We start from the raw sequence: 24,931 nt of genomic DNA on the forward strand, positions 1-24,931 counted from the left end.
AGATGAACATTCATGATCGTATACAACAACTAGTCGATCTAAGCGTAAGTGAATCGTTAATTGAACGAGAGGATTCTGTTTACACGCGAAACCAAGTGCTAGCTTTAATGGGGCTAGAAGAATTTACACCTGAGGGAAAGAATGAAGATACGGATCTCACCATCCCTGATGTATTAGAAGAGTTGATCAACTATGCGGTAGACGAAGGATTAATCGAAGATATGCTAGATGAGAAAGAACAGTTCCAAGCCAAAGTCATGGATGTCTTCCTACCACGACCAAGTGATGTGAATAAGGAATTTTACAAGCGATACGAACACGATCCGGTTGAGGCTACGGACTACTTTTATCATTTAAGTAAGAAGAGTAACTATATTCAAGAGAAGCGTGTGAAGAAGAACATCAACTATACGGCTCAGACAGAGTATGGTGACTTGGATATTACCATTAACCTTTCGAAACCAGAGAAAGATCCGAAACAAATTGCGAAAGAGCGTACGATGAAGAAAACGAATGCCGCGTATCCAAAGTGCCTTCTATGCGTGGAGAACGAAGGGTATGCAGGGAGAGTCGGTCATCCCGCCAGGTCGAACCACCGCTTAGTAAGAGTGAATCTGACAGACCAAAACTGGCTGCTCCAGTACTCGCCGTATGTATACTACAATGAGCATAGTATTGTCTTATCAGAAGAGCACGTTCCAATGGAAATTAATCGAGAGACGTTTGACCAAGTATTAGAGTTCACGGAGAAGTTCCCTCATTACTTTATTGGGTCAAATGCCGATCTTCCGATTGTAGGCGGATCAATTCTGTCACACAACCATTACCAGGCAGGGCATTATGAATTTCCAATGGCGAGAGCTGAAGAGGTGAGCCGCTTTGAACTCGGATCGTTCCCTGGGATTACAGGTTCTGTCGTGAAGTGGCCGATGTCTGTTCTTCGTTTAAGAAGCGAGAGTAGAAAGGAATTAGGCCAGGCAGCTGAGAAGGTTCTAGCCCACTGGCGCGAATATAGTGATCCGGAAGTGGAGATCTACGCTTATACGGAGGATGAACCTCATAATACGATCACGCCAATTGCCCGTCGTCGCGGTAATGAGTACGAACTTGACCTGGTACTTAGGAACAATCGTACGAATGATGATCATCCAATGGGAATCTTCCACCCTCACAAGGAAGTTCACCACATTAAGAAAGAGAACATCGGACTGATCGAAGTAATGGGATTAGCCGTATTGCCCGCTCGTCTTAAAGATGAATTAAAAGAAGTAGAGAAGTATATTCTCGGTGAACCTAATGCTATAGCGGATGCGCATATTCCATGGGCAGATGAGTTGAAAACGACGTATGCCCACGTTGCTAAAGAAGACGTAGAAGACATGGTACGAGAAGCGGTTGGGAAGAAGTTTGAGCAAGCCTTGAAGCATGCGGGTGTATTTAAACGTGATGAACAAGGTCAAGAAGCCTTTAAACGCTTCATAAATACGTTACAATAGATAGAAGGGAGAACTCGAGTTGTGGGAAGCATAACCCGAGTTCTCTTATCTTATAGAGAGGGTTCGTTTCATATGGCGACTATAAAAGATATCGCGCAGAAAGCGGGAGTCTCGATTGCGACCGTTTCTCGTGTTTTAAATTATGATGAATCATTATCGGTAAGTGATCAAACGAAGCAGAAGATCTTTGAAACAGCAGAAGCACTATCGTATAAGAAAAAGCAGCCTAAGAGGCATCCGGTCAAAAAAGTAGCCATCGTTCACTGGTACACCGAACAGGAAGAACTAGAGGACTTGTATTATATGTCAATCCGTATCGGTGCAGAACAGCGCTGTCAGGACCAGGGGATACAAGTCGTCAGGTACTTCCAAAATAACTATCAAAATCTAGAGTCAGAAGATATAGAAGGCATTATTGCGATTGGGAAGTTCAGTGACACACAGGTTCAAGAATTGCAAAAGCTTGCCCCGCATCTTGTCTTTGTGGACGACTATGATCGTGATGATCGAAATGGAGATCATGTAGCCATTGATTTCAAGCGTGCCACATGCAAAGTGTTAGATCATCTTCAAGACAAAGGCGTCACAAAGATCGGTTATATAGGAGGGAGAGAGTCTTATAAAGACGAAGCAACTCTTATTGCAGACCCCCGTGAGGAAACATTCCAATCTTATATGAACGAGTTGGGGATGTTAGAGCGGAAGTGGATGTATAGCGGTACATTCTCCGTTCATGATGGGTATGAGCTAATGAAGCAAGCGATTGAAGATCATGGGGATCAGCTTCCAGAGGCCTTCTTTGTCGGCAACGACTCTCTTGCCGTTGGTTGTCTCCGTGCATTGAATGAAAGTGGAATAAAGGTTCCAGAACGCGTTCAAGTGATCGGCGTGAATGATATTAGCGTTGCAAAATATGTCTACCCACCACTTAGCACAGTCAAAGTCTTCACAGAAATGATGGGTGAGTCAGCTATTGACCTGCTGATGGAGCGTATAAATGGTAGGAAAGTGGCTAAGACGGTTTATATTGCTACAGAACTAGTGGTACGAGAAAGTAGTCGATAATAAAAGATTTAATTTCATATAAAATTCTCTCCAAAACGCACAGAACATTGTGCGTTTTTTGTGTTTACTGTGGATCAGACAACCACGCCTGTATGAATCAAATTCAACCCCACTCCTATAAAGAGTAAACTCAGACACAACATAGACATCAATTCTGCACACATTCTCCACAGTTTTCGATTACAATGAAGGGGCTTATATAAAGAAAGATTATACCAACAGAAAGGATGACCAGAATGTTTTCTAAGAAATTAGGTGCTGCAATCTTATCTCTTACGTTTGTCTTAGCCGCATGCGGACAAGATGAAGGAGATACGAGTACAACAGATCCAGAGCAATCTAAAGAAGAGAGTCATACGACTACTGAAGACCAATCTAAAGAAAAGAATGATTCATCTTATAAAGAGCCATTTGAAGGAACAATCGATCATGTACATGGAGTAGGGTACATAAATGGAGATTCTCTTGCTTTAGCTGCTCACGACGGATTGAAATTTTATGAGGACGGCAAGTGGCATCGAACAACAAAGCAAAACAATGATTACATGGGGTTCAATGCAGTTGATAATGGGTTCTACACGAGCGGGCACCCAGGTGAGGACTCATCGTTACCCAACCCAATTGGAATTCAAAAGAGTGAAGATCTCGGTCAAACGTTAGAAGAAGTGGCTTTTGAAGGAGAGTTTGACTTCCACGTAATGGGAGTCGGGTATCAAAACCATGCCATCTATGTGCTGAATGGGCACGGCAATAATACATTAGAGTCTGGATTACACAAGAGTCTAGACGACGGGGAGAGTTTCGAGAAGGTCGAAGTGAGCGGGATCCAAGGACAAGTGATGGGTCTTGCTGTTCATCCTACGAATGAAGACACCCTAGCCGTTGCGACAAAGGAAGGTATCTTTCTTTCTCGTGATGGAGGAGAGACGTTTGAAGGCGTGTCAGAACAAACAAACGGAACGTCCGTTTATTTCTCTGAAGACACGTTGACGTATGGATCATTTGGTAGTGAGGCTCATTTGACTCGCTACACATTAGAAGACGGTAGCTCTGAAGAGATTTCGATCCCTGACTTTGAACAGGACGCTGTAGCGTATTTCACCGAGAACCCTGAGAATCCTGAAGAAATGATGTTCTTATCGTTTGAGAACCATGGCTTCTATACCCAGGATGGCGGAGAGAACTGGAGAAAGATAGTTGATGCTGGTCAGGTAAAAGAATAAAAAATCGGAATAACCATTACTATTGCATCGAATCTGCAAAATTAATGGTTATTTTATTATTGTCCGGTGAGGGGGGAAGGTTGTGTATGAAGCGTTCAGTGTGTTCACGAACATGATTGCAGATCCACTGTTAAGCCTTGCATATGGATTTGAGCAAGTGCCTATACTCGCTGCTTTATTCTTAGGGATCGTAGGTTCTGTAGCCCCCTGTCAAATTACAGGGAATATAGGAGCCCTAACGATATACGGGAACCAATCGTTGCAAAAGAGTGTTTCCTGGCGTCATGTTGGCTTATTTTTATTAGGAAAAATGATTGTGTTCTCCGTATTAGGTCTCTTGTTTTGGGGATTTGGTCAAGGAGTTCAATCCGAACTTGTTAGTATATTTCCTTGGTTACGTAAAGCGATCGGACCTTTGCTCATTGTTGTAGGTTTATTCCTAATGGGAGTGTTTAAGGTTCATCGTACGTTCACGTTAGGGAAACTATCCGATCCGTTGACCAAGCACCCTTCGCTAGGAAGTTTCTTTATGGGGGTAAGCTTTTCATTAGCCTTCTGTCCGACGATGTTTGTCTTATTCTTTATCACGCTCATGCCCATTGTTCTATCCACTTCTTATGGAGCGCTATTACCCGGGGTCTTTGCGATTGGGACAACACTCCCGCTGCTTCTGATTCTTTTCTTAGTATGGTATTTTGGCATGGGAGGCGTTTTGCTGAAACAGAGTCGCAAAGTAGGGAACCTTGTTCAATTTCTTGCTGGTATTGTCATAATGGTTCTTGGGGTTCTCGACACACTTACGTATTGGACATAATGATTAGATAAGCGGGGCGGGCGAATGAATAAACTTTCATTTAAGTTAGGTGTATTTATATTTACGATCATCATCATTGTTGAAGCGATATTATTTCTTTTCTTATATACAAACTTAGCTACCAGTCGGGTGGAAGAGGTATTAGAGAACTTATTAGCGAGAGGAAACAGCCACAGGGATGTATTAGAGAAGCGGTTCGATGAGTCTACGCTCAATCACGTTGCCTTAATGGAATCAGAAGCAGAATCGCTTGTTGTCATTACGGATGAGAATAAAGAGGTGATTGTGAACTCTGAACCCCTTAGTCCGGAAATACAGGCTAGGCTTGACGAACCACTTTCAAACGTGAGTCATTCAGGGAAAGTGTTGGACGAAGAATGGAGGACGAGTCAATATGTAGCTACTGTAAGTCCGATTACAATTGAAGGGGAGAAGACAGGGTATGTGTACATGTTCTCTCCTACAATGGCCGTTCAGCGCGTCATTAATCAATTAACAAATCAATTCTTACTGGTTGGTTTCATTGCGCTCCTTCTAACGATTGTAGCCATCTTTATTCTGAGTCATTTTATAACAAGGCCCTTAGTGAGGATGAAAAAAGCTACAGAAGGGTTAGCAGAGGGAAGGGAACAGGTGAACCTTTCATACAAACATAATGATGAATTAGGTCAGCTTGCTCAGTCGATTGTCACTTTATCCAATGAATTGGAGCGACTTAAACAGGACCGTAAAGATTTCCTGGCAAGTATCTCGCATGAATTACGAACGCCTCTTACGTATATCAAGGGCTATTCCAATATAGCAAGCCGAAAAGAGATCACGGAAGAGGAACGAAATCATTATCTTGGTATTATTAAAGAAGAGACAGAACACGTCACCCAGCTCGTGAAGAACTTATTTGATCTGGCTAAGATGGACCAAAATGAGTTCTCTATTGATAAACGGCCTGTATCTTTGTGCGATTTACTTGGTAAAGTTCATGAAAAGATGAACCCGATCTTACTAGAATACCATCTTGCCTTGCACATCACGTGTGATGGAAAGGTAATTGTGAATGTGGATGCTGAACGTTTTCAACAGGTCTTGTTAAATTTATTAGATAACGCGATTAAACATGCTCCTCCACATTCTAATATGTACATGAGTGTTCAAATTAAAGATGGTAGAGTGGCCGTTACCGTTCGCGACGAAGGAGAAGGAATCCCTGAGGCCGAGTTACCGTTCATTTTTGAGCGTTTGTACCGGGTTGATAAATCACGTTCAAGAGAATTTGGGGGATCTGGTCTTGGGCTCTCCATTGTAAAAGAAATTGTAGAGAAGCATGGAGGAGAAGTTCAAGCAAGAAGTGCATTAGGGGAAGGAACTTCAATGACCATTGTATTAAAGAAGGAGGACCTACTTTCCTATGAGTAATCTATTGTTAGTAGACGATGAACCACGAATGTTAGACCTATTGGAGCTTTATCTATCTCCCCATGGATATACATGTACGAAGGTACAGTCTGGTAAGGAAGCGATTCGGGCAGTGGAAGAGAAGCCGTTTGATTTAGTCTTATTAGATGTCATGATGCCAAAGTATGATGGCTGGAAGACGTGTGAAGATCTGCGTTCGATTTCTGAGGTTCCGATTATTATGGTAACAGCAAGGGATCAAAAGACAGACATCGTGAAAGGCCTTAATATGGGCGCTGACGATTATGTAACAAAGCCTTTCGATGAAGACGAGCTGCTCGCGAGAGTCAAAGCCTTACTAAGAAGGACTTCAAACGCCGATCAGATTGAAGTAGACGGGTTAATGTGGGACGGGGAGAAATACAAGTTAAGTTATAACGGTCACTTTATCCCGGTTACTCCTAAAGAGTTTGCGATGATCGGTCATTTAATGCGTAACCCTGAACGTGTATTTAGTCGAGAACATTTAATCGATATCGTCTGGGGCATCAATTCAGAAACAGAAGGCCGTACCATTGATTCGCACGTTCGGAACATTCGAGAAAAGGTAAGGCAAACAGGCTTCCCGATCGATGATTATTTTCAAACTGTATGGGGAGTCGGTTATAAATGGGTAAAGGGAACAGGGGAAACGAACTCCTAACTCCCTTTAGCCATTAACCTAGAGACATGTATACAATATAAATACCCATGCGTGTATTGGGTATATTGGAGGCGATTGAAATGATGAATGGACAAGGTATGGGCGGATTTGGAGGAATGGGAATTACGTGGATGCTCTTAATTGGCATCATTCTCATTATTGCAGCAATCATTCTGATGAAAGCATTTAATTCTAACACGAGCAACAAACCTTCTTCTTCTCTCGATTCATTAAAAGAACGCTTAGCTAGAGGTGAAATTTCCGAAGAAGAATATGATCGCTTAAAAAAGAAACTAGAGGAACACTAAAGGAATAACAACTGACGATGTGGAGGGTTTTATATGGATCATGAACATCATCAACATTCTGGTAAAGAACACGAAGATCACGAAGGACATGATGAACACGAAGGCCACGAAGGACATGATGAACACGAAGGCCACGAAGGACATGATGAACACGAAGGCCACGATCATCACGATCACGGGGCCATGGTTGAAGATTTCAAGAAGCGTTTCTATATCTCTTTACTTGTAACAATCCCTATATTGCTTCTTTCTCCCATGATTCAAGATTTTATTGGGTTGGAGTGGAGCTTTCCGTATGACCAATACGTATTATTCGCTTTAGCTACATTTGTGTTTTTCTATGGAGGTCTTCCTTTTCTGACAGGAGCTAAAGATGAATTAAAACAGAAGAACCCAGGTATGATGACCTTGATTGGTCTAGCTATAGCTGTAGCCTATCTGTACAGTTCTCTTGTTGTATTTGGTCTTGAAGGGCGCAACTTCTTCTGGGAATTAGCGACACTTGTTGATATAATGCTGCTCGGTCATTGGATTGAAATGAAGTCTGTAATGGGCGCATCCAATGCGTTAGAAGAGTTGGTTAAGCTCATGCCAAATGAAGCCCATAAGGTAGATGAAGATGGGAATGTGGAGGATGTAGAGGTTTCTGAGTTACAAACTGGAGATCATGTCCTCGTCAAACCTGGTGAGAAGATCCCTGTAGACGGAAAATCATCGATGGAAAGACAACAATCGATGAATCGATGCTTACCGGTGAATCCGTCCCTGTTGAAAAGGGTGAAGGGGAAGAGGCCATCGGAGGAGCAGTCAACCAAGAAGGTTCAGTGACCATCGAGGTTAAAAAGACGGGCGACGATACGTATTTATCCCAGGTGATCAACTTAGTTAAAGAAGCACAGGAATCAAAGTCCAAAACACAAGATATTTCCAACCGTGCAGCGAAATGGTTGTTTTACTTAGCGCTAGGAAGCGGACTTCTTACATTTATTATATGGTTGGCTCTTGGATATTCGTTGGACGTAGCAATGGAGCGAATGGTAACGGTCATGGTCATCACTTGCCCCCATGCACTTGGATTAGCAGCCCCACTCGTTGTTGCGGTTTCAACATCCATTTCAGCGAAGAAGGGACTTTTAATTCGAAATCGTGCCAACTTTGAAGGGGCAAGAGAGCTAAATGCAGTCGTGTTTGATAAGACAGGTACATTAACGAAAGGCGAATTTGGCGTCACGGACATTATTCCATTAGAGGGTCATGACGAACAAGAGGTCTTACAATGGGCTGCCTCTCTTGAGCAAAATTCTGAACACCCTCTTGCAACGGGGATGGTAGAGAAGGCCAAGAAAGATTCGGTATCCCTGAAGTCGATTGAAGAGTTCGAATCGATGACTGGGAAAGGCTTGAGAGGTACAGTAGAAGGCAATGAAGTAAATGTGGTTAGCCCAGGATATGTGAATGACCACAATTATTCATACGATCAGGATGCTTTCGCTGATATGTCTGAACAAGGAAAAACCGTTGTCTTTGTACTTGTAAATGAAGAGCTCATAGGTATGATTGCATTAGCAGATATCGTGAGAGAAGATGCCAAAGAGGCCATTGAATCGTTGAAAGAGTTAGATGTCCACTCGATTATGCTAACTGGTGACAATCAAAAAGTAGCGGATTGGGTGGCTGAACAACTAGGCATTGATGAGGTGTATGCAGAAGTTCTACCGGATCAAAAAGCTGAACAAGTGAAAAAGATTAAAGAAAAGGGTTGGAAGGTTGCCATGACGGGCGATGGTGTTAATGATGCCCCTGCCTTAGCAACAGCCGATCTTGGAGTAGCCATTGGAACGGGGACCGATGTTGCTATGGAATCAGCTGATATTGTTCTCGTTAAAAGTAATCCAAAAGACGTTGTTTCTATTATGGAACTATCCAGGAAGACCTATAGGAAGATGATTCAAAACTTATGGTGGGCGGCTGGTTACAATATTCTAGCGATCCCTTTAGCAGCTGGTGTACTAGCACCAATTGGCATCCTATTAAGTCCGGCTGTAGGAGCGGTTCTAATGAGCTTAAGTACAGTTGTAGTTGCGATAAATGCTAAATTGTTAAAAGCTTAAGATGTAAAAGTCAGGGCATATTGCTCTGACTTTTTTATTTTGTCACCGGATGTTTATAGGATCTGCACCTTTCTTGCACATTTCACGGCTATAGTACGGTTGGGGGTACATAAATAACTAGAAAGGATGAAAGATATGAAAAAAATCACCATTCCTATTTTATTTGGGGCAGGAATCATCTTAATCGGGATGTGGGCTTTCCTGAAGTTTCAAGATGGCTCAGAAAGTGCTGCCTCTCTACTGAATGAAGCAGAAGGGAAGAGTATTGTAGATTTAAAAGGTGATGATCAAACTGGGCATCCCGTTAAGACATTTGATATAACCGCCTCTGAAAAACAATGGCAAATTAACCAGGATAAAAGCGTTCAAGCCTGGACATATAATCAATCCGTTCCTGGTCAGGAAATACGGGTTCAGGAAGGAGACTATGTAAAGGTTCATTTAAAGAATGACTTAGATGTTCCCGTCACTATTCACTGGCATGGTGTTGTATTACCAAATAAAATGGACGGGGTTCCGGGGATAACGCAGGACGCTGTTCTACCGGGGGAAGAGTTCACCTATGAATTTTTAGCAGATAACCCGGGGACTTACTGGTATCACTCTCATCAGCACAGCTCTAAGCAAGTGGACAAAGGATTGTATGGAGCCTTCATTGTTGAAGAAGACCAGACAAATTATAGTCAAGATCACACGTTTATTTTAGACGAATGGGCGATTAATAGTGAGAAACAAAGTATTACAAATATGGGCAGTATGATGACAGGCGGAATGTCAGGAGACGGAGAAGCCGACACGAAAGCCATGTACGATACATTGACCATTAACGGCAAGAATGGAAGTTCTTTAAGTCCGATCGACATAAAAGAAGGGGAGTCAGCCAGACTTCGATTTGTAAATGCGGGCTACCAAACCCATGTTGTCCAATTCACAGATCAAATGCGCGTCATAGCTGTGGATGGGGAAGACGTAACGAGTAATGAACAGCAATCAAAGTTAGAAATTGCCCCAGGCGAGAGGATCGATGTGGAATGGAAAAACGAAGGTGGATCTATAAGCTTACTGTCACAGTCTGAAGGCACAAACGATGTAACGATTCCTCTCAGTGATGAAGGTTCCCAGATGACAGGTGAACAAGAAGAATCAAGTGGAGGACTCGCAAGTGGGACTAGCTATGAGAGTAAAGAGCTACTATTTGATAAAACACCCGAGAACCCTGACGTAACATATGAGATGAACCTCAACATGGGCATGAACATGGGAGAAGGTATGGTATTCCAAATTAACGAAGACACCTTCCCAGACACCCCACCGATTCAAGTGGAAGAAGGGGATCTCGTTAAGGTAGAGCTAAAAAACACTGGCATGCTCAACCACCCCATGCACCTCCATGGCCACAGATTTCAGGTCGTCTCTAAAAATGGAAAGAAATTAAACAACCCAATTGTCAAAGACCTCATAAACGTAAAACCAGGGGAAACCTATGAAGTCTATTTTAAAGCCAATAACAAAGGCGAATGGCTCTTCCACTGTCACGACAACAACCATGCAGATCGCGGAATGGTAACCATCGTCGATTACAAAAGTGTTTACTCTCCATTTGAAATAGGGAGAGGGACGAAGAACGCTCCTTAATAGACGTTCTATATGTAATGTGACAGAAAGAGGAGCTTATAGATCCGTTACTATAAAAGTGCATGGGGTGGATGTAGGGCAACGCCATTTCCTGGGGGGATTTGAACGGTCTCGAGGATTTTAAAGCTTTCCTTTCTATATATGGCATGTTTCCGTTTCTCTTATATGGAAAAGGTGGGCCTGGAAACTGCGAGACTCCCGTGGGAAGAAGAGTCTAGGTGAGACCCCGGAGGACGGCTTGCCGGCCGAGGAGGCTCACCAACTCCCCACAGGAAAGCGAGTGGTTTCCAGGCCCACCTTACACTCAATTCAAGCTAACGGAAACATTCTCTCAGTTTCGAGTTTTATGTAATAGCATGAAGTTTTTTCATCAACTTTCAAAAATGCACAAGTTCTGCACATTTTCTGGGCATAACATTTATGTAAAACAAATTAAAGGAGTGATTCGTAATGGCACACCAAACTCATCAAGAGGCCATTAAAGCGTTACATGAATGTATGGAGGCTTGCAATCATTGTTATGATGCTTGTCTAAAAGAAGATGACTTAAACGGTATGAGAGACTGTATCCGTCTTGATCGCGAGTGTGCAGACATTTGTGCATACTTAGAACAAGCAATTACAAGAGGTACTCCGTTTGTTTCAGAACTAGCACAAGCTTGTGCAGCGATTTGCGAGCGTTGTGGTGAAGAGTGCAAAAAGCATGACCATAAGCATTGTCAAGACTGTGCAGATGCATGTTTCAAATGTGCAGATGCTTGTAAGAAATTAATCGCATAAGTAGAACTTCCTTGAGCACCCACCTTTTACTAAAAAGGTGGGTGCTCTATTTGTTTTTCTGATATAATAATGTTATAGTGGGAACACGTCACATAAAAGAGGAGTTTTCATCCATGGAACTACTTCAGTTCTTGAAAGATGAAGGGTACTCCGAGACGATCGTCCACGATCAACAGAGTAGACCGATTTATTACAATTTGAATGATATAAGTGACGATATGCAGCTTTACTCTACGTTAAACATTCAGCCTGTTCGAATTGAATATTTCCCCTTCGACGCTAGACCGTATTTTGTCAGTGTAGAAGAGAGTCGCAAACAGATTATTTATGTTCAAAAAGGCAAATAAGATAAAAAAGAAAAAGTAAGAAGGGCCCCCTTCTTCCATTCAAACCATCAACAATCTAAAAGTAGAGTCTGACAGACACTCCCCCTCAACAAGGCTTTTGCAGGTTGTTGGTGCTAATTTGTTTACCGAAAATCTCCTTCCTATATTAAATCTTCAACACTAATTTTCCATATTTACTTAAACTAATTGAAAACAACAAACCGCTTTAAAGAATTAGGAATGTGAGCTTTCTTATAGATACAACGCTTTAAAGCGAAGGTTTCGCTGCTGAGGTCGGTGTGGAACCGAGCGATGGAATAATAAGGAACACCCTGGTCTTCGCGGCCAGGGTGTTTTTTTATGTGTTTTGAGGAGGTCGTATGGTGGGGATGGGTGGGTGCTCAGTGACCTTTTCGACTGATTATGTGGTCAAAAGGTAAGGGAGAGGCTTGATCAGTGACGTTTTCACCGGCTGAAAGGCTTAAAAGGTCATAGAAGGGCCCGTTCTCTTACCTTTTTACAGACAAATGATCATAAAAGGTAAGAGAGCGTTTTGATCAGTGGCCTTTTTGATAAGAATCCCTTCCAAAAGGTCAGCGATCATTCTCCGGTTTCACGCTGAAAAGGGTGGCAAGGTTAAAGGTGGGGGATTAGCCTCTGATATGAAGATTTTACATTTGTATATAAGCATTGACTTATATAAACGGATGCTTATATAATGTTGTTGGTTAAAAGAAATACATATCAAACGGTGTCAGGAGGTGAGGTACATGAATCAAACGCTTTTATCGGTCGAGGAAACGTCTAGAGTGCTGAAGTTATTAGGAGACCAGACTCGTCTTACGATTGTCGGGCTTATTAAGGATACGGAGTGCTGTGTGTGCGAACTTGTCGAGATTCTAGAGATGTCGCAGCCTTCCATTAGCCAGCATTTGAGGAAACTGCGCGATGCTGGGATTGTGAAGGAGAAACGGAAGGGGCACTGGATGTTTTATGCCTTGAATGAGGATCATGCTGCTTTTGATTTAATCTCACGTATTCTAGAACACATGCCAGATCAGAAGGAGAAGATTGTCGCTCTTGAGCAATCTGGTAAACGTATTGTGTGTGAGTAGGAGGAGTTTAAGAGAATGGATGTAGGAATTGCTGTCGCCATATTCCTCATTACGCTTGTCTTTGTCATCTGGCAGCCGAAGAACCTTGGCATCGGCTGGACCGCATGTGCGGGCGCGATTGTGGCATTAGTGGCAGGCGTTGTTGATTTTGGTGACGTTGCAACCGTGACAGGCATTGTGTGGAATGCGACCTTAGCGTTTATTGCCATTATTATTATTTCATTAATCTTAGATGAAATTGGATTTTTCGAATGGGCCGCCCTTCATATGGCTCGTCTGTCAAACGGGAATGGACTGAAAATGTTTATCTTAATATCGGTGCTTGGAGCAGGAGTAGCCGCGCTTTTCGCCAATGATGGTGCAGCGCTAATCTTAACACCGATTGTGCTTGCGATGGTGCGGGCACTGAACTTTGAGGAGAGAAAGATCTTTCCTTTCATTATGGCAAGTGGATTTATCGCGGATACGACGTCGCTCCCGCTTGTAGTGAGTAACCTTGTGAATATCGTATCTGCTGACTTTTTTGATATCGGATTTATCGAATATGCGTCGCGCATGATTATTCCGAATATGTTCTCGCTTGTCGCCAGTATTCTTGTGCTGTTCTTGTATTTCCGAAAAGATATCCCTCGTAAATACGATGTTACTCAGTTGCGTGAACCGAAAGAGGCGATTCAGGATCACACGATGTTCCGCCTGTCCTGGTGGGTACTTGCGGTACTCTTAGCTGGTTACTTCGCCAGTGAGTTCTTGAGCGTTCCGGTATCGATTATCGCAGGAATTGTCGCGATCTTCTTCTTACTAATGGCACGTAGAAGTTCGGTTGTCGAAACTGGAAAAGTCGTCAAAGGAGCACCATGGGCGATTGTGTTCTTCTCAATCGGAATGTATGTCGTAGTGTATGGCCTTCGTAACGTTGGATTGACTGACGTGTTAGCGAGCGTCATTGAAGCGGCTGCTGATCAAGGGCTGTTCGTCGGGACAGTAGCGATGGGCTTCATTGCAGCTATATTGTCTTCTGTTATGAATAACATGCCAACCGTTATGATTGACGCGATTGCCATCGCTGATTCGAATGCGACCGGCATTATGAAAGAAGGACTTATCTATGCGAACGTAATCGGAAGTGACTTAGGTCCGAAGATTACACCAATTGGATCTCTTGCCACGCTTTTATGGCTACACGTTCTGTCGCAAAAAGGCGTGAAGATCTCGTGGGGGTACTACTTCAAGATTGGAATTATCCTAACGGTGCCAACGCTATTCATTACGCTAGTAGGACTGTATCTCACGTTGTTATTGCTGTAAGTCATGACTCTTATATAGGAGAAAAGAATGCCATTCGTTATACTCGTTTCATTCGTATTATTCATCTATTTAACATTTAAAGTACACCATCTAGGAACGATGCTAAAACAGCAACAGAAAGACCAAGAGGAGATTAAGTCTCTGCTAAAAATAATTATTAAAAACAATGAGAAATAAAAGGAGCAATCAACATGACGAACCAAAAACCCGTTCTATACTTCTTATGCACAGGAAACTCTTGCCGCAGCCAGATGGCTGAAGCGTGGGGCAAACATTATCTAGGTGACACTTGGGACGTAAAGAGTGCTGGTATTGAGGCGCACGGCCTGAACCCAAATGCGGTAAAAGCGATGAAAGAAGTCGATATGGACATCACCGATCAAACATCAGACATCATCGACCCAGAAATCCTAAATAACGCTGAATTTGTCGTAACCCTTTGTGGAGATGCAAACGACAAATGCCCAATGACACCAGCTCACGTTCGCCGTGAACACTGGGGCTTCGACGACCCAGCCAAAGCAGAAGGAACAGAAGAAGAGAAATGGTCATTCTTCCAGCGCGTCCGCGGCGAAATTGGCGAGCGTATTAAGCGTTTTGCTGAGACAGGGGAATAAGAGTTAAGGAAAAGTCTAAAAGAAAGTAGTTCAGTTTAGCTGAACAAACATATGGAATAGCATATGAAGAAGGAGACCAAATCTTAAAAGATTTGGTCTTTTTATATATCAACATTTATTAGGTGTTAACACTGGAACTGTCATAAAGAGTTAAAACTTAGATAATATAACGCCAATAGCTAAATTGAAAGTTCTAATATGGAAAGTGATGAATTGTTATTTTATGTTAAAATTGAAGTAGAGTTGGTGAAGGAATCTACTTAAACTAACGGGGCAGTTTTGTTGAAGAAGATTGTTGAATTGATATTAAATGTAATTTAAAAGTTTTGGGAGGAAGTATGAATAAATTCATAAATTTCTTAGAGAATCACTTAGGTGAGATTGAATGCGGATGGTCTAAAAACGAAGACGACGAGGAACTTCCATTTCAAGTTGTCAAATATGGTAATGGACCTTTCGAGGGTACGGTGACTTATTCAACATTGGGGTTGAGTAATTTTCCGTTTGTATCATATATGAGCGAAAAAGAAATACATCAAGAACTTATTTTTGTTGCAGACTCAAGTATTGGAGATATAAATATACCATCGTTACTGCAACAAGTAGGTTTAATGATATTTCAAAAAAATCGTGCCCTTTTAAGGGGAGATGTTATAGGACCTTATGGCTCATTATTTAATAACTCAAAATTAGAAGCCCTATACTCAACAATGCCAGTTTATTTCCCTGATGATTTTCACTCTTATTCAGTAAATGAAGATATTACTATTGTGATGACTTGGCTTATTCCGATTACTTCAAAAGAAGCTCTGTTTGTTGAGGAAAACGGATGGAGTAGCTTTGAAGATAAACTTGAAGATTTAGACCCTGATCTAATTGACTTCAACCGAGAAAGTATTATTTAGTATAATCATTCTTTAACTAAAGGGTGCGAATGTTGAACAAGAACAGTCGCTTCTTTCAATAGCGGAGCAGGCTTGATCAGGAGGATTATATGGTAAAGAAAAAGGCATTACTCGTCGTTACGCTTTTACTACTTACAATTTCTTTAATAGGCTGCTTAAAAGAAGATACAGTTAAGGGGAAAATTAAAGGTACTATTGAAGAAAAGTATCCACAACAAAATATGATATTAGTACAGGATAATTCTAATACCCGAAACAAAATCCCTGTTGATGATATTGAAAAATATGAAATAGGAGACAAAGTAGAAATTACTGTGTATATGGATCCTGAAATAAACGGTGCTACAACATATAAAAATTCGAAATTTGTAATAAAAAAGTAAATTAACTCACTTAGGAAAAGGGATGAAATTTCTCCATAACTTATTAAACTATTGGGTGCAATAGTGAAATAAGGAGTTGTCGATGCGGCAGCTCCTATTGTGTTAATGCGGCAGTAGAGTTTAATACCAATTAAAGTGTACTGTAACGCTCTCATATATTTATCGTCTAAATAGTAAGGAGGTTAGTATGATGAAATTTAGATTTTTATTCTTTGCTTTAACTCTTATATGTCTTTTATCAATAATGGGTTGTTCTGGCATAAATGATACGAATGAAAAAGCTGATAATGATAGTGAAGTTAAGGAGGTTAGTAACAATGAAGAGTTGGACGGTTCTTCAGGGGATGTTATTCCTAAGCCACCAAGTCTAACCGTTTTTGTTGGAGAAGAGACTATTAGACCATCGCTTGGTACTCATAGTTGGAGTATAGACAATGGAGACGGAACAGCAAGTGGAATAGAGGCAGGTTCTTCTGCACCACCAGAATTGGTTAAAGATAGTAATCCAATGCAGGTAACAGCCGATACCAATGTTGAATTGGACTTCGAAGAACAGCCAGAAAGCTATACTGTTAGAATATGGGGTGAGGACAACAATGTTGTATACAGCTCTGATGAGGTTGTTCTGTCTGAAAAAGGAAAAATTGTTTACGAGGTGTTAGCACATTGGGAACAAGGTACTGCAAGTTATGCCTTTTCTTTAGATGTTGAATAACTTCATTATTAAGCTAACGGGTGCGATTGTTGAAGAAGAGAAATCACATCTTCCATTAACGGACCAGAATCGTTGAATGAAATATTGAAAAAAAGTTTGCATCTAGGATGTGATAAAACTTTATGGTATGGTTTGATTTACTTTTTCTAGTAACCATATGGGGGGTATTTCTTGCGGTTTCAAGAAATATTAAATTAACACTAATTGTTTTAACAATAGCATCCTTCATTTGTATAGTTTTTAACTTAGATATTTTTTATGTCGTACCGATTTCATCTTTTGTTAATTTTATTCTTGGAAAGAATAGAAAAAACCAATAAAGTTATTCCACTAACGGGTGCGATTATCCAAGAAGAGAATCGTTCTCTAAGCTATAAAAACGAAAGGGGAATATTAAATGTTTAAATATAAAATCAACGAAGACACTGAACTTCGTTTACTAGAAGTACGTCATGCTGAAGAACTATTTCAACTCACTGATGCCTCAAGGAATAATCTACGTAAATGGTTACCTTGGATTGATCGCACAAAGACAGTAGAGAACTCAAAGGGATTTATTGAGGGGACATTAAAGCAATTCTGTAACAATGATGGCTTCCAGGCGGGGATCTGGTATAAAGGAGAATTAGCAGGGATCGTAGGGTTACATACTATTAATTGGTCAAATAAATCTACTTCCTTAGGTTACTGGCTTGGGGATTCTTTTCAAGGAAAAGGGTTAATGACAAAGTCGTGTTAAGAAGTCATAAACTATTGCTTTAATGAACTTGAACTTAAGCGTATAGAAATACGAGTAGCAACTGAGAATGAAAAAAGTTTAGCCATCCCACATAGGTTAGGTTTTACAAAAGAAGGATGTCTTGAAAAATCAGAATTATTGTACGACGAATATGTAGATCATTATGTTTTTGGCCTAATTAACGAAAATTAAACTAGATCTCTTGATTTCAACTCTTCAAGTATAGGGGGCGATTGTAGAAGAAGAGCATTTGTCCCTTTCAGCAAATTTTTCCAAAAATAAAAGACGTCCTATGAAGGACGTCTTTGCGTATTGCGGCGAGAGACAGCACTCCACATAGTGCATTGCCATAAAGGCGCGTCAATCTCGTCTTATGCAATTCAGCTCATCGCTAGACTAGTATAGCATAATGCAACCATTATATCTAATAGAAAATTTTCCTTATAGTATTAACGGGTGATTTAGTGGAACAGGTAAGTATTATGACGTAGCCAATTTATAATTCCTATACATGCCTAGAGCAGATATGGGAGCACCGATTACACAAAACCAAGCAAACCATTCTGAGTAGCTACCTTCAGAGCCAAAAGAAAGCTGATAAACCCCAAGACCAAATAATAAAATACATCCAATAATTCCAATGACAAATCGGATACCTTTTCTCATAAAAGCCTCCTATTCAATACCAACTATTCTATATGTTAACACAATCTTACCAAAAGTTAACATACAACAAAACTTACATCTTACATGAACTGTGGTTCAGCACCGAACCAACTCCAACTCAAATCAATATGCACTCAAGCTTTCAAGACAATGTTATTTTTTTAGTAGCAAATAAATATTAGTGTTGAAAACGATTACAAACATGTGTTAAGTTATGTGTAACCGGTTACACATAACAGGGAGTGAAAACATGATTACCATAAAAGACGTTGCCCGTGAAGCAGGTGTATCAGTCGCCACCGTTTCGCGAGTCTTAAACGAAAATGGTTACGTAGGGGAAGAAACGAAAAAGAAAGTCCTCAAGGCCATGAATTCATTAAACTATAGTCCGAACGAAGTGGCTCGCTCCCTGTATAAACGGGAATCGAAACTGATCGGACTGTTGCTACCAGACATAACGAACCCATTCTTTCCTCAGTTAGCGAGAGGGATTGAAGATACCGTGAATCAGTCAGGGTATCGCCTGCTGCTTGGAAATAGTGATGAGGAGTTAGAGAAAGAACTTGATTATATACAAACGTTCGTACAGAATAACGTCGTTGGGATGATTTCAGCGACAAACCATGTCGATCAAAACATTTACGATGCCTTACAGATTCCGCTTGTCCTTTTAGACCGTACAACCGATCAGTATCCTTCTGTCTACAGCGATGGCCGGGAAGGTGGAAGACTAGCGGCGCGTACGCTCGTCGACAAGGGAGCCAGAAGAGTTACGTTGATGAAAGGGCCTGCTCACGTGAAACCAGCACAAGATCGCTTTAAAGGAGCGGTTGACGTGTTGAGTGATGCAGACATTGACTTTTCAGTGCTTGCGACAACGTCTTATTCTTTTGAAGATGCCAAAGGTTGGGCGGAAGAGCTGTTTCAGAAATACCCGAATACAGATGGGGTTATTGCGAGTAATGATATTGTAGGGATTGCGATCATCCATGAAGCGCTGAGACTTGGTAAGCGAATTCCTGAAGATCTGCAAATTATCGGGTACGATGATATCCCGCAAAGCAGTCTTTCCTATCCGCCGCTTTCAACGATCCGTCAGCCAGCTTACGAAATGGGACAAGCGGCAGCGGAGTTACTTTTACAAACGATTAAGAAAGAGCCAGGAATCGAAACGAAAATCGAGATGCCTGTAGAATTTATAGAACGAGATACGACTAGAAAGGAATGAAGATCATGAATAAACCAAAGATTGCCGTTATAGGCAGTTCGTCGATGGACTTAGTGGTGACCTCGAACAGACGTCCATTAGCAGGGGAAACGGTTTTAGGGGAGTCTTTTGAAACCGTCCCAGGAGGAAAAGGCGCCAATCAGGCTGTTGCGGCGGCTAGACTTGGAGCTGACGTCTACATGATTGGACGTGTAGGAGATGATCCATATGGTACGGAAATTTTGGAGAACCTGAAACGGGAAGGTGTTCATACCGATCATGTGGAACCGGTTACACATTCAAAGAGTGGAACGGCTCACATTATATTAGCTGAAGGAGATAACAGCATTGTCGTAGTGAAAGGGGCTAACGATTACGTTACGCCAGACTATGTGAATCAAGCTCGTGCTCGATTGGCTGAGTGTGATCTCGTTCTCATTCAACAGGAGATCCCAGAAGAAACAGTGATCGAGACAGCGAGGTTGTGCAAGGAGTTAGATGTTCCGCTTTTACTAAACCCGGCACCTGCGAGAGAGATTCCTGAAGCGGTCATCGAACAAGTCAGTTATCTTACACCAAATGAACACGAAGCCGCACAGTTGTTTGAGGGAGAAACTCTTTCAGCTATTCTGAAGCGTTTCCCAAATAAGCTATTTATTACAGAAGGAAAAGCGGGCGTTCGCTTCTTTAACAATCAGGAAGAGGTCGTTGTTCCGTCCTTCCCAGTTGAAGCTGTTGATACAACCGGAGCTGGAGATACGTTCAACGCAGCCTTTGCCACAGCGATTGCCGAAGGGAAGTTACTCTTTGAATCGTTGCGTTTCGCCAATCAAGCAGCTGCCTTATCTGTCACAGCATTTGGAGCTCAAGGCGGAATGCCAACACGAGCTGAGGTAGAAAAGGAGCTGAACAAATGAAACGTAACGGCATACTAAACAGTCATATAGCCAAAGTACTCGCTGATCTTGGTCATACCGACACCATCGTTGTAGCCGATGCAGGGCTCCCTATACCAGAAGGGGTGCCAAAGATCGACCTATCCTTACAGCAAGGCGTGCCACGTTTCTTAGATGTAGTCGCATTGTTAAAAGAAGAAATGGTTGTCGAGAAAACAACGGTCGCAAACGAAATGGAACAGAATGAAGAAGTGCATATAGGTTTTAAGGGATATTTCGATGAGGTGGAGTACATCTCACACGAATCGTTGAAACAACAACTGAAAAACGCTAAAGCCGTTATCCGCACAGGAGAAGTTACACCTTACGCAAACTGTATCCTGCACGCTGGCGTCACGTTTTAACAAAGGGGGATGAAACATGCAGATCTCTATGGAAAACATCCACAAAGCCTTCGGGACCAATCAGGTGCTCGAAGGTGTGGATATGGAAATTAAACACGGAGAAGTTCACGCTTTAATGGGCGAGAATGGAGCGGGAAAGTCGACTTTAATGAAGATTCTCACAGGCCTTCATCAAAAAGACGAAGGGACCGTTACGATTGACGGAGAAGAGAAGACTTTTGCTAATCCAAAAGAAGCCGAGCAATTCGGGATTGCGTTTATTCATCAAGAATTAAATGTTTGGCCGGATTTAACCGTTTTAGAGAACTTATTTATAAATAAAGAGCCTGTTACGAAGTTCGGTCTTATTCAAACGAAAAAAATGAAAGCGATTGCGAGTGAGCAATTTGAGAAACTAGCGGTCTCGATTCCCCTTCATAAAGAAGCCGGTCAGTGCTCAGTCGGGGAACAGCAAATGATCGAAATTGCCAAGGCACTCATGACCGATGCGAAAGTGATCATTATGGACGAGCCATCGGCTGCTCTTACAGACCGAGAGATCGAGAAGCTATTTGATGTCATTCGCTCGTTGAAAGCTTCAGGCGTATCAATCGTCTATATTTCGCACCGTATGGAAGAGATCTTTACGATATGCGACCGGATTACTGTGATGCGCGATGGACAAACCGTTGATACAACACCGATTCCTGAGACAAGCTTTGATGATGTCGTTAGGAAAATGGTCGGCAGAGAGCTGACAGACCGATTCCCAGAACGAACGCCCGATCCTGGTGAGGCAGTGCTTGAAGTGAAAGGCCTTGGGCGAAAAGGGGTCTTTCAGGATGTAAACTTCAACGCTCGCGCTGGTGAAATTGTTGGTGTAGCCGGATTAATGGGAGCGGGGCGTACTGAAATTATGCGTACCCTGTTCGGATTAGACGGCAAGTATGATGGCGAGATTTTTGTAAACGGTCAGAAAGTAGACGTGAAGAATCCGAGTCAGGCAGTGAAGCTAGGTCTAGGTTTTATCACAGAAGACCGTAAAGGAGAAGGCCTTGTCTTAGACTTCCCGATTAAAGACAACATCGCCTTACCAAGCTTACGAAGCTTTACGAAGAATAGTCTGATTCAGGAAAAAGAAGAACAAGAATTCGTTGAAATGCTTATCAAACGCCTCACGGTTAAAACGGAATCTTCTAGCACAGAAGCGAAGAATCTCTCTGGCGGAAATCAACAAAAAGTCGTTATCGCCAAATGGATTGGAATCGGCCCGAAAGTGCTAATTCTAGATGAACCAACTCGCGGAGTCGACGTTGGTGCCAAGCGAGAGATCTATCAATTAATGAATGAACTAACAGACCGCGGGGTCGCGATCATTATGGTTTCTTCAGAACTACCAGAAGTTCTGGGCATGAGCGACAGAGTTCTCGTTGTGCATGAAGGGACCATTGCTGGAGAACTCCATCGAGACGAAGCCGACCAGGAGAAAATTATGACATTAGCAACAGGGGGTCAAGTAAATGGATAGTGCAATCAAAGGGGCAAAACAGGTAGGAAACATCACACAAAAATTAGGTCCGTTTGTCGGGCTGCTCGCTCTTATTGTAGTTGTATCAATTTTTAATTCTAGTTTCTTAGAACCGTTGAACTTATTAAATCTATTAAGACAAGTCGCGATTAATGCGCTGATCGCTTATGGCATGACGTTCGTTATTTTAACAGGTGGCATTGATTTATCCGTCGGTTCTGTACTCGCGTTATCGAGTGCTTTAATGGCCGGCATGATGGTGTCTGGTCTTGATCCGATTCTAGCGATTATTATTGGTTGCTTACTAGGTGCTGTAATGGGAGCCGTAAACGGTCTTCTTATTACAAAAGGGAAAATGGCACCGTTTATCGCAACACTAGCAACCATGACGATGTTCCGGGGATTAACGCTCGTGTATACAGATGGTAATCCGATAACAGGACTTGGAGATAGCTACGCATTCCAGCTGTTCGGACGTGGGTATTTCCTAGGTATTCCGGTACCGGCGATTACAATGTTTCTTGCTTTCGCGGTTCTTTGGGTGATTTTACACAAAACGCCATTCGGTCGTAAGACATATGCGATTGGTGGCAATGAGAAAGCAGCTCTTATTTCAGGTATTAATGTATCTCGCGTTAAGGTTATGGTTTATTCGCTTGCAGGCTTATTATCTGCCCTTGCAGGTGCGATTCTAGTATCCCGTCTTGATTCTGCTCAGCCTACAGCAGGTGAAGCGTACGAGTTAGACGCGATTGCCGCTGTTGTGCTAGGTGGTACGAGTCTATCAGGCGGACGTGGGTTGATTATAGGAACACTAATTGGTGCACTCATTATCGGTACACTGAATAATGGATTGAACCTACTTGGCGTTTCTTCCTTCTTCCAGATGGTTGTGAAGGGTGTCGTTATTATCATCGCCGTATTAATTGACCGAAAGAAAGCAGCATAGGGGGATAAACATGAGAAAATTACGTCTATTATTAATGATGAGCCTCGTCCTAATTTTCCTAAGCGCCTGTTCCCTGCAACCGCCAGAGTGGGCGAAGCCAAGCTCAGGCGACGGAGAAGGAGACGTGAAGGTCGGACTATCGGTTTCTACATTAAATAATCCTTTCTTCGTATCGATGAAAGAAGGAGTCGAGCAAGAGGCTGAAGCACAAGGAATGGAAGTCGTTGTCGTTGACGCTCAAAATGACGCAGCGAAACAAGTAAATGATGTGGAGGATTTAATTCAGCAAGGGGTTGATGTTCTCTTGATTAACCCAACAGACTCAGCAGCCATCTCAACAGCGGTTCAATCTGCTAACAGTCTAGGCATTCCAGTGGTTACACTTGATCGCTCCGCTGAAAAGGGAGAAGTCGCGACGTTAGTCAGCTCGGATAATGAAAAAGGTGGCGAAATCGCTGGGGAGTATATCGTCGAACAAGTTGGTGAAGGCGCGAAAGTCGCTGAACTAGAAGGCGTACCGGGTGCCTCCGCTACCCGCGAACGTGGAGCAGGCTTCCATAACATCGCTGACGAAAAGCTAGACGTCGTCGCCAAGCAAACGGCGAACTTTGACCGTACAGAAGGGTTAACGACGATGGAGAATATGCTACAAGGGAACCCTGAGATAGAAGCCGTCTTCGCTCACAATGACGAAATGGCACTAGGCGCTTATCAAGCCATCCAAAGCTCCGGTCGCGATATTCTCGTTGTAGGATTTGACGGAAATGACGATGCGATGAGCAGTATCCGTGATGGGAACCTCTCCGCAACTGTGGCACAGCAGCCGATTGAGATTGGGAAACTAGCGGTTCAAGCTGGGGATGATGTTCTTCAAGGAAAAGAAGTTGAAGACACGATTCCTGTACCGCTTAAGCTCGTGACGGAAGAGAATGTAGACGAATAGGATTATTAGCGAACCCGGATGAGTGGCATCCGGGTTCTTTTAAATGGTGAGAGTCCTACCTAATTTCTTAATTGATTCTTAAAGAATAATACTGTCTCTAATTCATCTTCGCGGTCCTCAAACAAGTTCAGTTGCTTTCCGGTAGCAATCGCGAATTCAATATACGCATTTCCTTCAGCTGTAATCAGGTTCTCACATACGGTTACATCCGTTTTACTTTTATAAGTCGGGTTAAAGAAAGCTTGGAATTCTTCTATTTCAATAGAGGTCGAATATTCCCTTTCTCTCAACACAGAACTAGCTCCCAAGAGAGTAGAAGCTCCGCAAATGGCAGCAATCCACTTGTTCTTCTTATCAAATTCCTGAATGAGGGTCGTAATTTTGCTTTCCTCTAAAAGAGGCACAGGATCTCCTCCTGGTATGATTAAAAGATCATATTCTCCCGCAGTGCATTCGTCTATCGTTTTAGTGACCTTCACCGTAAATTGGCCGCAGTGCTTCACTTCCGACTGGAGAGCCGTCGTCTCAATCTCGCAATCTGTAACGCTTAGTATGTAAGAAAGGGCGCTAATCTCCCAATCGACATAGCCTTCATACAATAAGAATAATGCCTTCAAAGAATCATTCCTTTCTGTAGTTTTTCCTACTAGTGTCAGCAATCTTCTACTCTCTTGTTTGTGCTTACATACTGTTTTCTTCAAAAATTTTCAAAATCCTTGTTATA

The 24,931-nt window shown here is 42.3% G+C and carries 25 protein-coding genes and 2 pseudogenes; 25 read left to right on the forward strand and 2 right to left on the reverse strand.

Going from position 1 to position 24,931, the window contains the following annotated elements:
* The first annotated feature begins 2 nt into the window (after positions 1-2).
* The 19 genes and pseudogenes from galT to N780_RS15740 all read left to right on the forward strand — a co-directional run bounded on the left by galT (position 3) and on the right by N780_RS15740 (position 17,827).
* Positions 3-1,496, forward strand: coding sequence for a UDP-glucose--hexose-1-phosphate uridylyltransferase (gene galT / locus N780_RS15655; protein WP_036786322.1), 1,494 nt, complete (start codon positions 3-5; stop codon positions 1,494-1,496).
* A gap of 72 nt (positions 1,497-1,568) precedes the next feature.
* A complete protein-coding gene (locus tag N780_RS15660) occupies positions 1,569-2,561 on the forward strand; it encodes a LacI family DNA-binding transcriptional regulator (RefSeq protein ID WP_036786324.1) in 993 nt (330 codons plus the stop codon).
* Positions 2,562-2,797: 236 nt separating this feature from the next.
* Positions 2,798-3,784 carry a F510_1955 family glycosylhydrolase gene (locus N780_RS15665; RefSeq protein WP_036786326.1) on the forward strand — a complete coding sequence of 329 codons (987 nt, stop codon included), beginning with the start codon at positions 2,798-2,800 and terminating at the stop codon, positions 3,782-3,784.
* 82 nt (positions 3,785-3,866) lie between these two features.
* Positions 3,867-4,598 (forward strand): urease accessory protein UreH domain-containing protein, encoded by a 732-nt coding sequence (locus N780_RS15670; protein ID WP_036786328.1) that lies wholly within the window; start codon positions 3,867-3,869, stop codon positions 4,596-4,598.
* Between the two features lie 24 nt (positions 4,599-4,622).
* Complete coding sequence (locus N780_RS15675; RefSeq protein ID WP_036786330.1) at positions 4,623-6,011, forward strand: sensor histidine kinase; 1,389 nt, start codon at positions 4,623-4,625, stop codon at positions 6,009-6,011.
* Positions 6,004-6,693 (forward strand): response regulator transcription factor, encoded by a 690-nt coding sequence (locus N780_RS15680; protein ID WP_198135872.1) that lies wholly within the window; start codon positions 6,004-6,006, stop codon positions 6,691-6,693. The genes N780_RS15675 and N780_RS15680 overlap by 8 nt, the downstream gene beginning before the upstream one ends.
* Before the next feature lie 80 nt (positions 6,694-6,773).
* Positions 6,774-7,001: an SHOCT domain-containing protein gene (locus N780_RS20295; RefSeq protein ID WP_036786332.1), complete on the forward strand. Its 228-nt coding sequence runs from the start codon at positions 6,774-6,776 to the stop codon at positions 6,999-7,001.
* A 33-nt stretch (positions 7,002-7,034) separates the two neighbouring features.
* Positions 7,035-9,112 (forward strand): annotated as a pseudogene (locus tag N780_RS15690) (heavy metal translocating P-type ATPase).
* 135 nt (positions 9,113-9,247) lie between these two features.
* Positions 9,248-10,747, forward strand: coding sequence for a multicopper oxidase family protein (locus N780_RS15695; protein ID WP_052115121.1), 1,500 nt, complete (start codon positions 9,248-9,250; stop codon positions 10,745-10,747).
* A gap of 450 nt (positions 10,748-11,197) precedes the next feature.
* Positions 11,198-11,527: a four-helix bundle copper-binding protein gene (locus tag N780_RS15700; RefSeq protein ID WP_036786334.1), complete on the forward strand. Its 330-nt coding sequence runs from the start codon at positions 11,198-11,200 to the stop codon at positions 11,525-11,527.
* A 113-nt stretch (positions 11,528-11,640) separates the two neighbouring features.
* The gene (locus N780_RS15705) at positions 11,641-11,874 is read left to right on the forward strand and encodes a hypothetical protein (RefSeq protein ID WP_036786336.1); all 234 of its coding nucleotides are present in this window, start codon (positions 11,641-11,643) and stop codon (positions 11,872-11,874) included.
* A 749-nt stretch (positions 11,875-12,623) separates the two neighbouring features.
* Positions 12,624-12,968: an ArsR/SmtB family transcription factor gene (locus N780_RS15710; RefSeq protein WP_036786338.1), complete on the forward strand. Its 345-nt coding sequence runs from the start codon at positions 12,624-12,626 to the stop codon at positions 12,966-12,968.
* Between the two features lie 15 nt (positions 12,969-12,983).
* The gene (locus tag N780_RS15715; RefSeq protein WP_036786340.1) at positions 12,984-14,276 is read left to right on the forward strand and encodes an arsenic transporter; all 1,293 of its coding nucleotides are present in this window, start codon (positions 12,984-12,986) and stop codon (positions 14,274-14,276) included.
* A 27-nt stretch (positions 14,277-14,303) separates the two neighbouring features.
* Positions 14,304-14,453: a hypothetical protein gene (locus N780_RS19950; RefSeq protein ID WP_156969207.1), complete on the forward strand. Its 150-nt coding sequence runs from the start codon at positions 14,304-14,306 to the stop codon at positions 14,451-14,453.
* 14 nt (positions 14,454-14,467) lie between these two features.
* Positions 14,468-14,893 (forward strand): arsenate reductase (thioredoxin), encoded by a 426-nt coding sequence (gene arsC / locus N780_RS15720; protein ID WP_036786342.1) that lies wholly within the window; start codon positions 14,468-14,470, stop codon positions 14,891-14,893.
* A gap of 338 nt (positions 14,894-15,231) precedes the next feature.
* Positions 15,232-15,798: a suppressor of fused domain protein gene (locus N780_RS15725; protein WP_036786344.1), complete on the forward strand. Its 567-nt coding sequence runs from the start codon at positions 15,232-15,234 to the stop codon at positions 15,796-15,798.
* Between the two features lie 89 nt (positions 15,799-15,887).
* Positions 15,888-16,181: a hypothetical protein gene (locus N780_RS15730; RefSeq protein ID WP_036786346.1), complete on the forward strand. Its 294-nt coding sequence runs from the start codon at positions 15,888-15,890 to the stop codon at positions 16,179-16,181.
* Between the two features lie 187 nt (positions 16,182-16,368).
* Complete coding sequence (locus N780_RS15735) at positions 16,369-16,896, forward strand: hypothetical protein (RefSeq protein ID WP_198135873.1); 528 nt, start codon at positions 16,369-16,371, stop codon at positions 16,894-16,896.
* A 397-nt stretch (positions 16,897-17,293) separates the two neighbouring features.
* Positions 17,294-17,827 (forward strand): annotated as a pseudogene (locus tag N780_RS15740) (GNAT family N-acetyltransferase).
* A gap of 288 nt (positions 17,828-18,115) precedes the next feature.
* On the opposite strand, the gene N780_RS15745 reads toward N780_RS15740, so the two are convergent.
* The gene (locus tag N780_RS15745; protein ID WP_036786348.1) at positions 18,116-18,301 is read right to left on the reverse strand and encodes a hypothetical protein; all 186 of its coding nucleotides are present in this window, start codon (positions 18,299-18,301) and stop codon (positions 18,116-18,118) included.
* Between the two features lie 250 nt (positions 18,302-18,551).
* Here N780_RS15745 and N780_RS15750 point away from each other — a divergent pair, with 250 nt between their 5' ends.
* The 6 genes from N780_RS15750 to rbsB are packed head-to-tail and all read left to right on the forward strand — an operon-like array spanning position 18,552 to position 24,207.
* Entirely contained in the window at positions 18,552-19,529 is a 978-nt protein-coding gene (locus tag N780_RS15750) for a LacI family DNA-binding transcriptional regulator (protein WP_036786350.1), read from the forward strand.
* A gap of 5 nt (positions 19,530-19,534) precedes the next feature.
* Positions 19,535-20,425, forward strand: a complete 891-nt coding sequence (gene rbsK / locus N780_RS15755; protein ID WP_036786352.1) for a ribokinase — start codon at positions 19,535-19,537, stop codon at positions 20,423-20,425.
* Positions 20,422-20,808, forward strand: coding sequence for a D-ribose pyranase (gene rbsD / locus N780_RS15760; protein WP_036786354.1), 387 nt, complete (start codon positions 20,422-20,424; stop codon positions 20,806-20,808). The genes rbsK and rbsD overlap by 4 nt, the downstream gene beginning before the upstream one ends.
* A 16-nt stretch (positions 20,809-20,824) precedes the next feature.
* Positions 20,825-22,315: a sugar ABC transporter ATP-binding protein gene (locus N780_RS15765; RefSeq protein WP_036786355.1), complete on the forward strand. Its 1,491-nt coding sequence runs from the start codon at positions 20,825-20,827 to the stop codon at positions 22,313-22,315.
* A complete protein-coding gene (gene rbsC / locus N780_RS15770) occupies positions 22,308-23,264 on the forward strand; it encodes a ribose ABC transporter permease RbsC (protein ID WP_052115123.1) in 957 nt (318 codons plus the stop codon). Before N780_RS15765 ends, rbsC begins: the two co-directional genes overlap by 8 nt.
* Positions 23,265-23,274: 10 nt before the next feature.
* A complete protein-coding gene (rbsB, locus tag N780_RS15775; RefSeq protein WP_036786357.1) occupies positions 23,275-24,207 on the forward strand; it encodes a ribose ABC transporter substrate-binding protein RbsB in 933 nt (310 codons plus the stop codon).
* 59 nt (positions 24,208-24,266) lie between these two features.
* Here the strand turns inward: rbsB and N780_RS15780 are convergent, their stop codons facing one another.
* Positions 24,267-24,908 carry a DJ-1/PfpI family protein gene (locus tag N780_RS15780; RefSeq protein WP_232299553.1) on the reverse strand — a complete coding sequence of 214 codons (642 nt, stop codon included), beginning with the start codon at positions 24,906-24,908 and terminating at the stop codon, positions 24,267-24,269.
* Positions 24,909-24,931: the final 23 nt, after the last annotated feature.

It is taken from the genome of Pontibacillus chungwhensis BH030062, assembly GCF_000770675.1.
Classification (GTDB): domain Bacteria; phylum Bacillota; class Bacilli; order Bacillales; family BH030062; genus Pontibacillus; species Pontibacillus chungwhensis.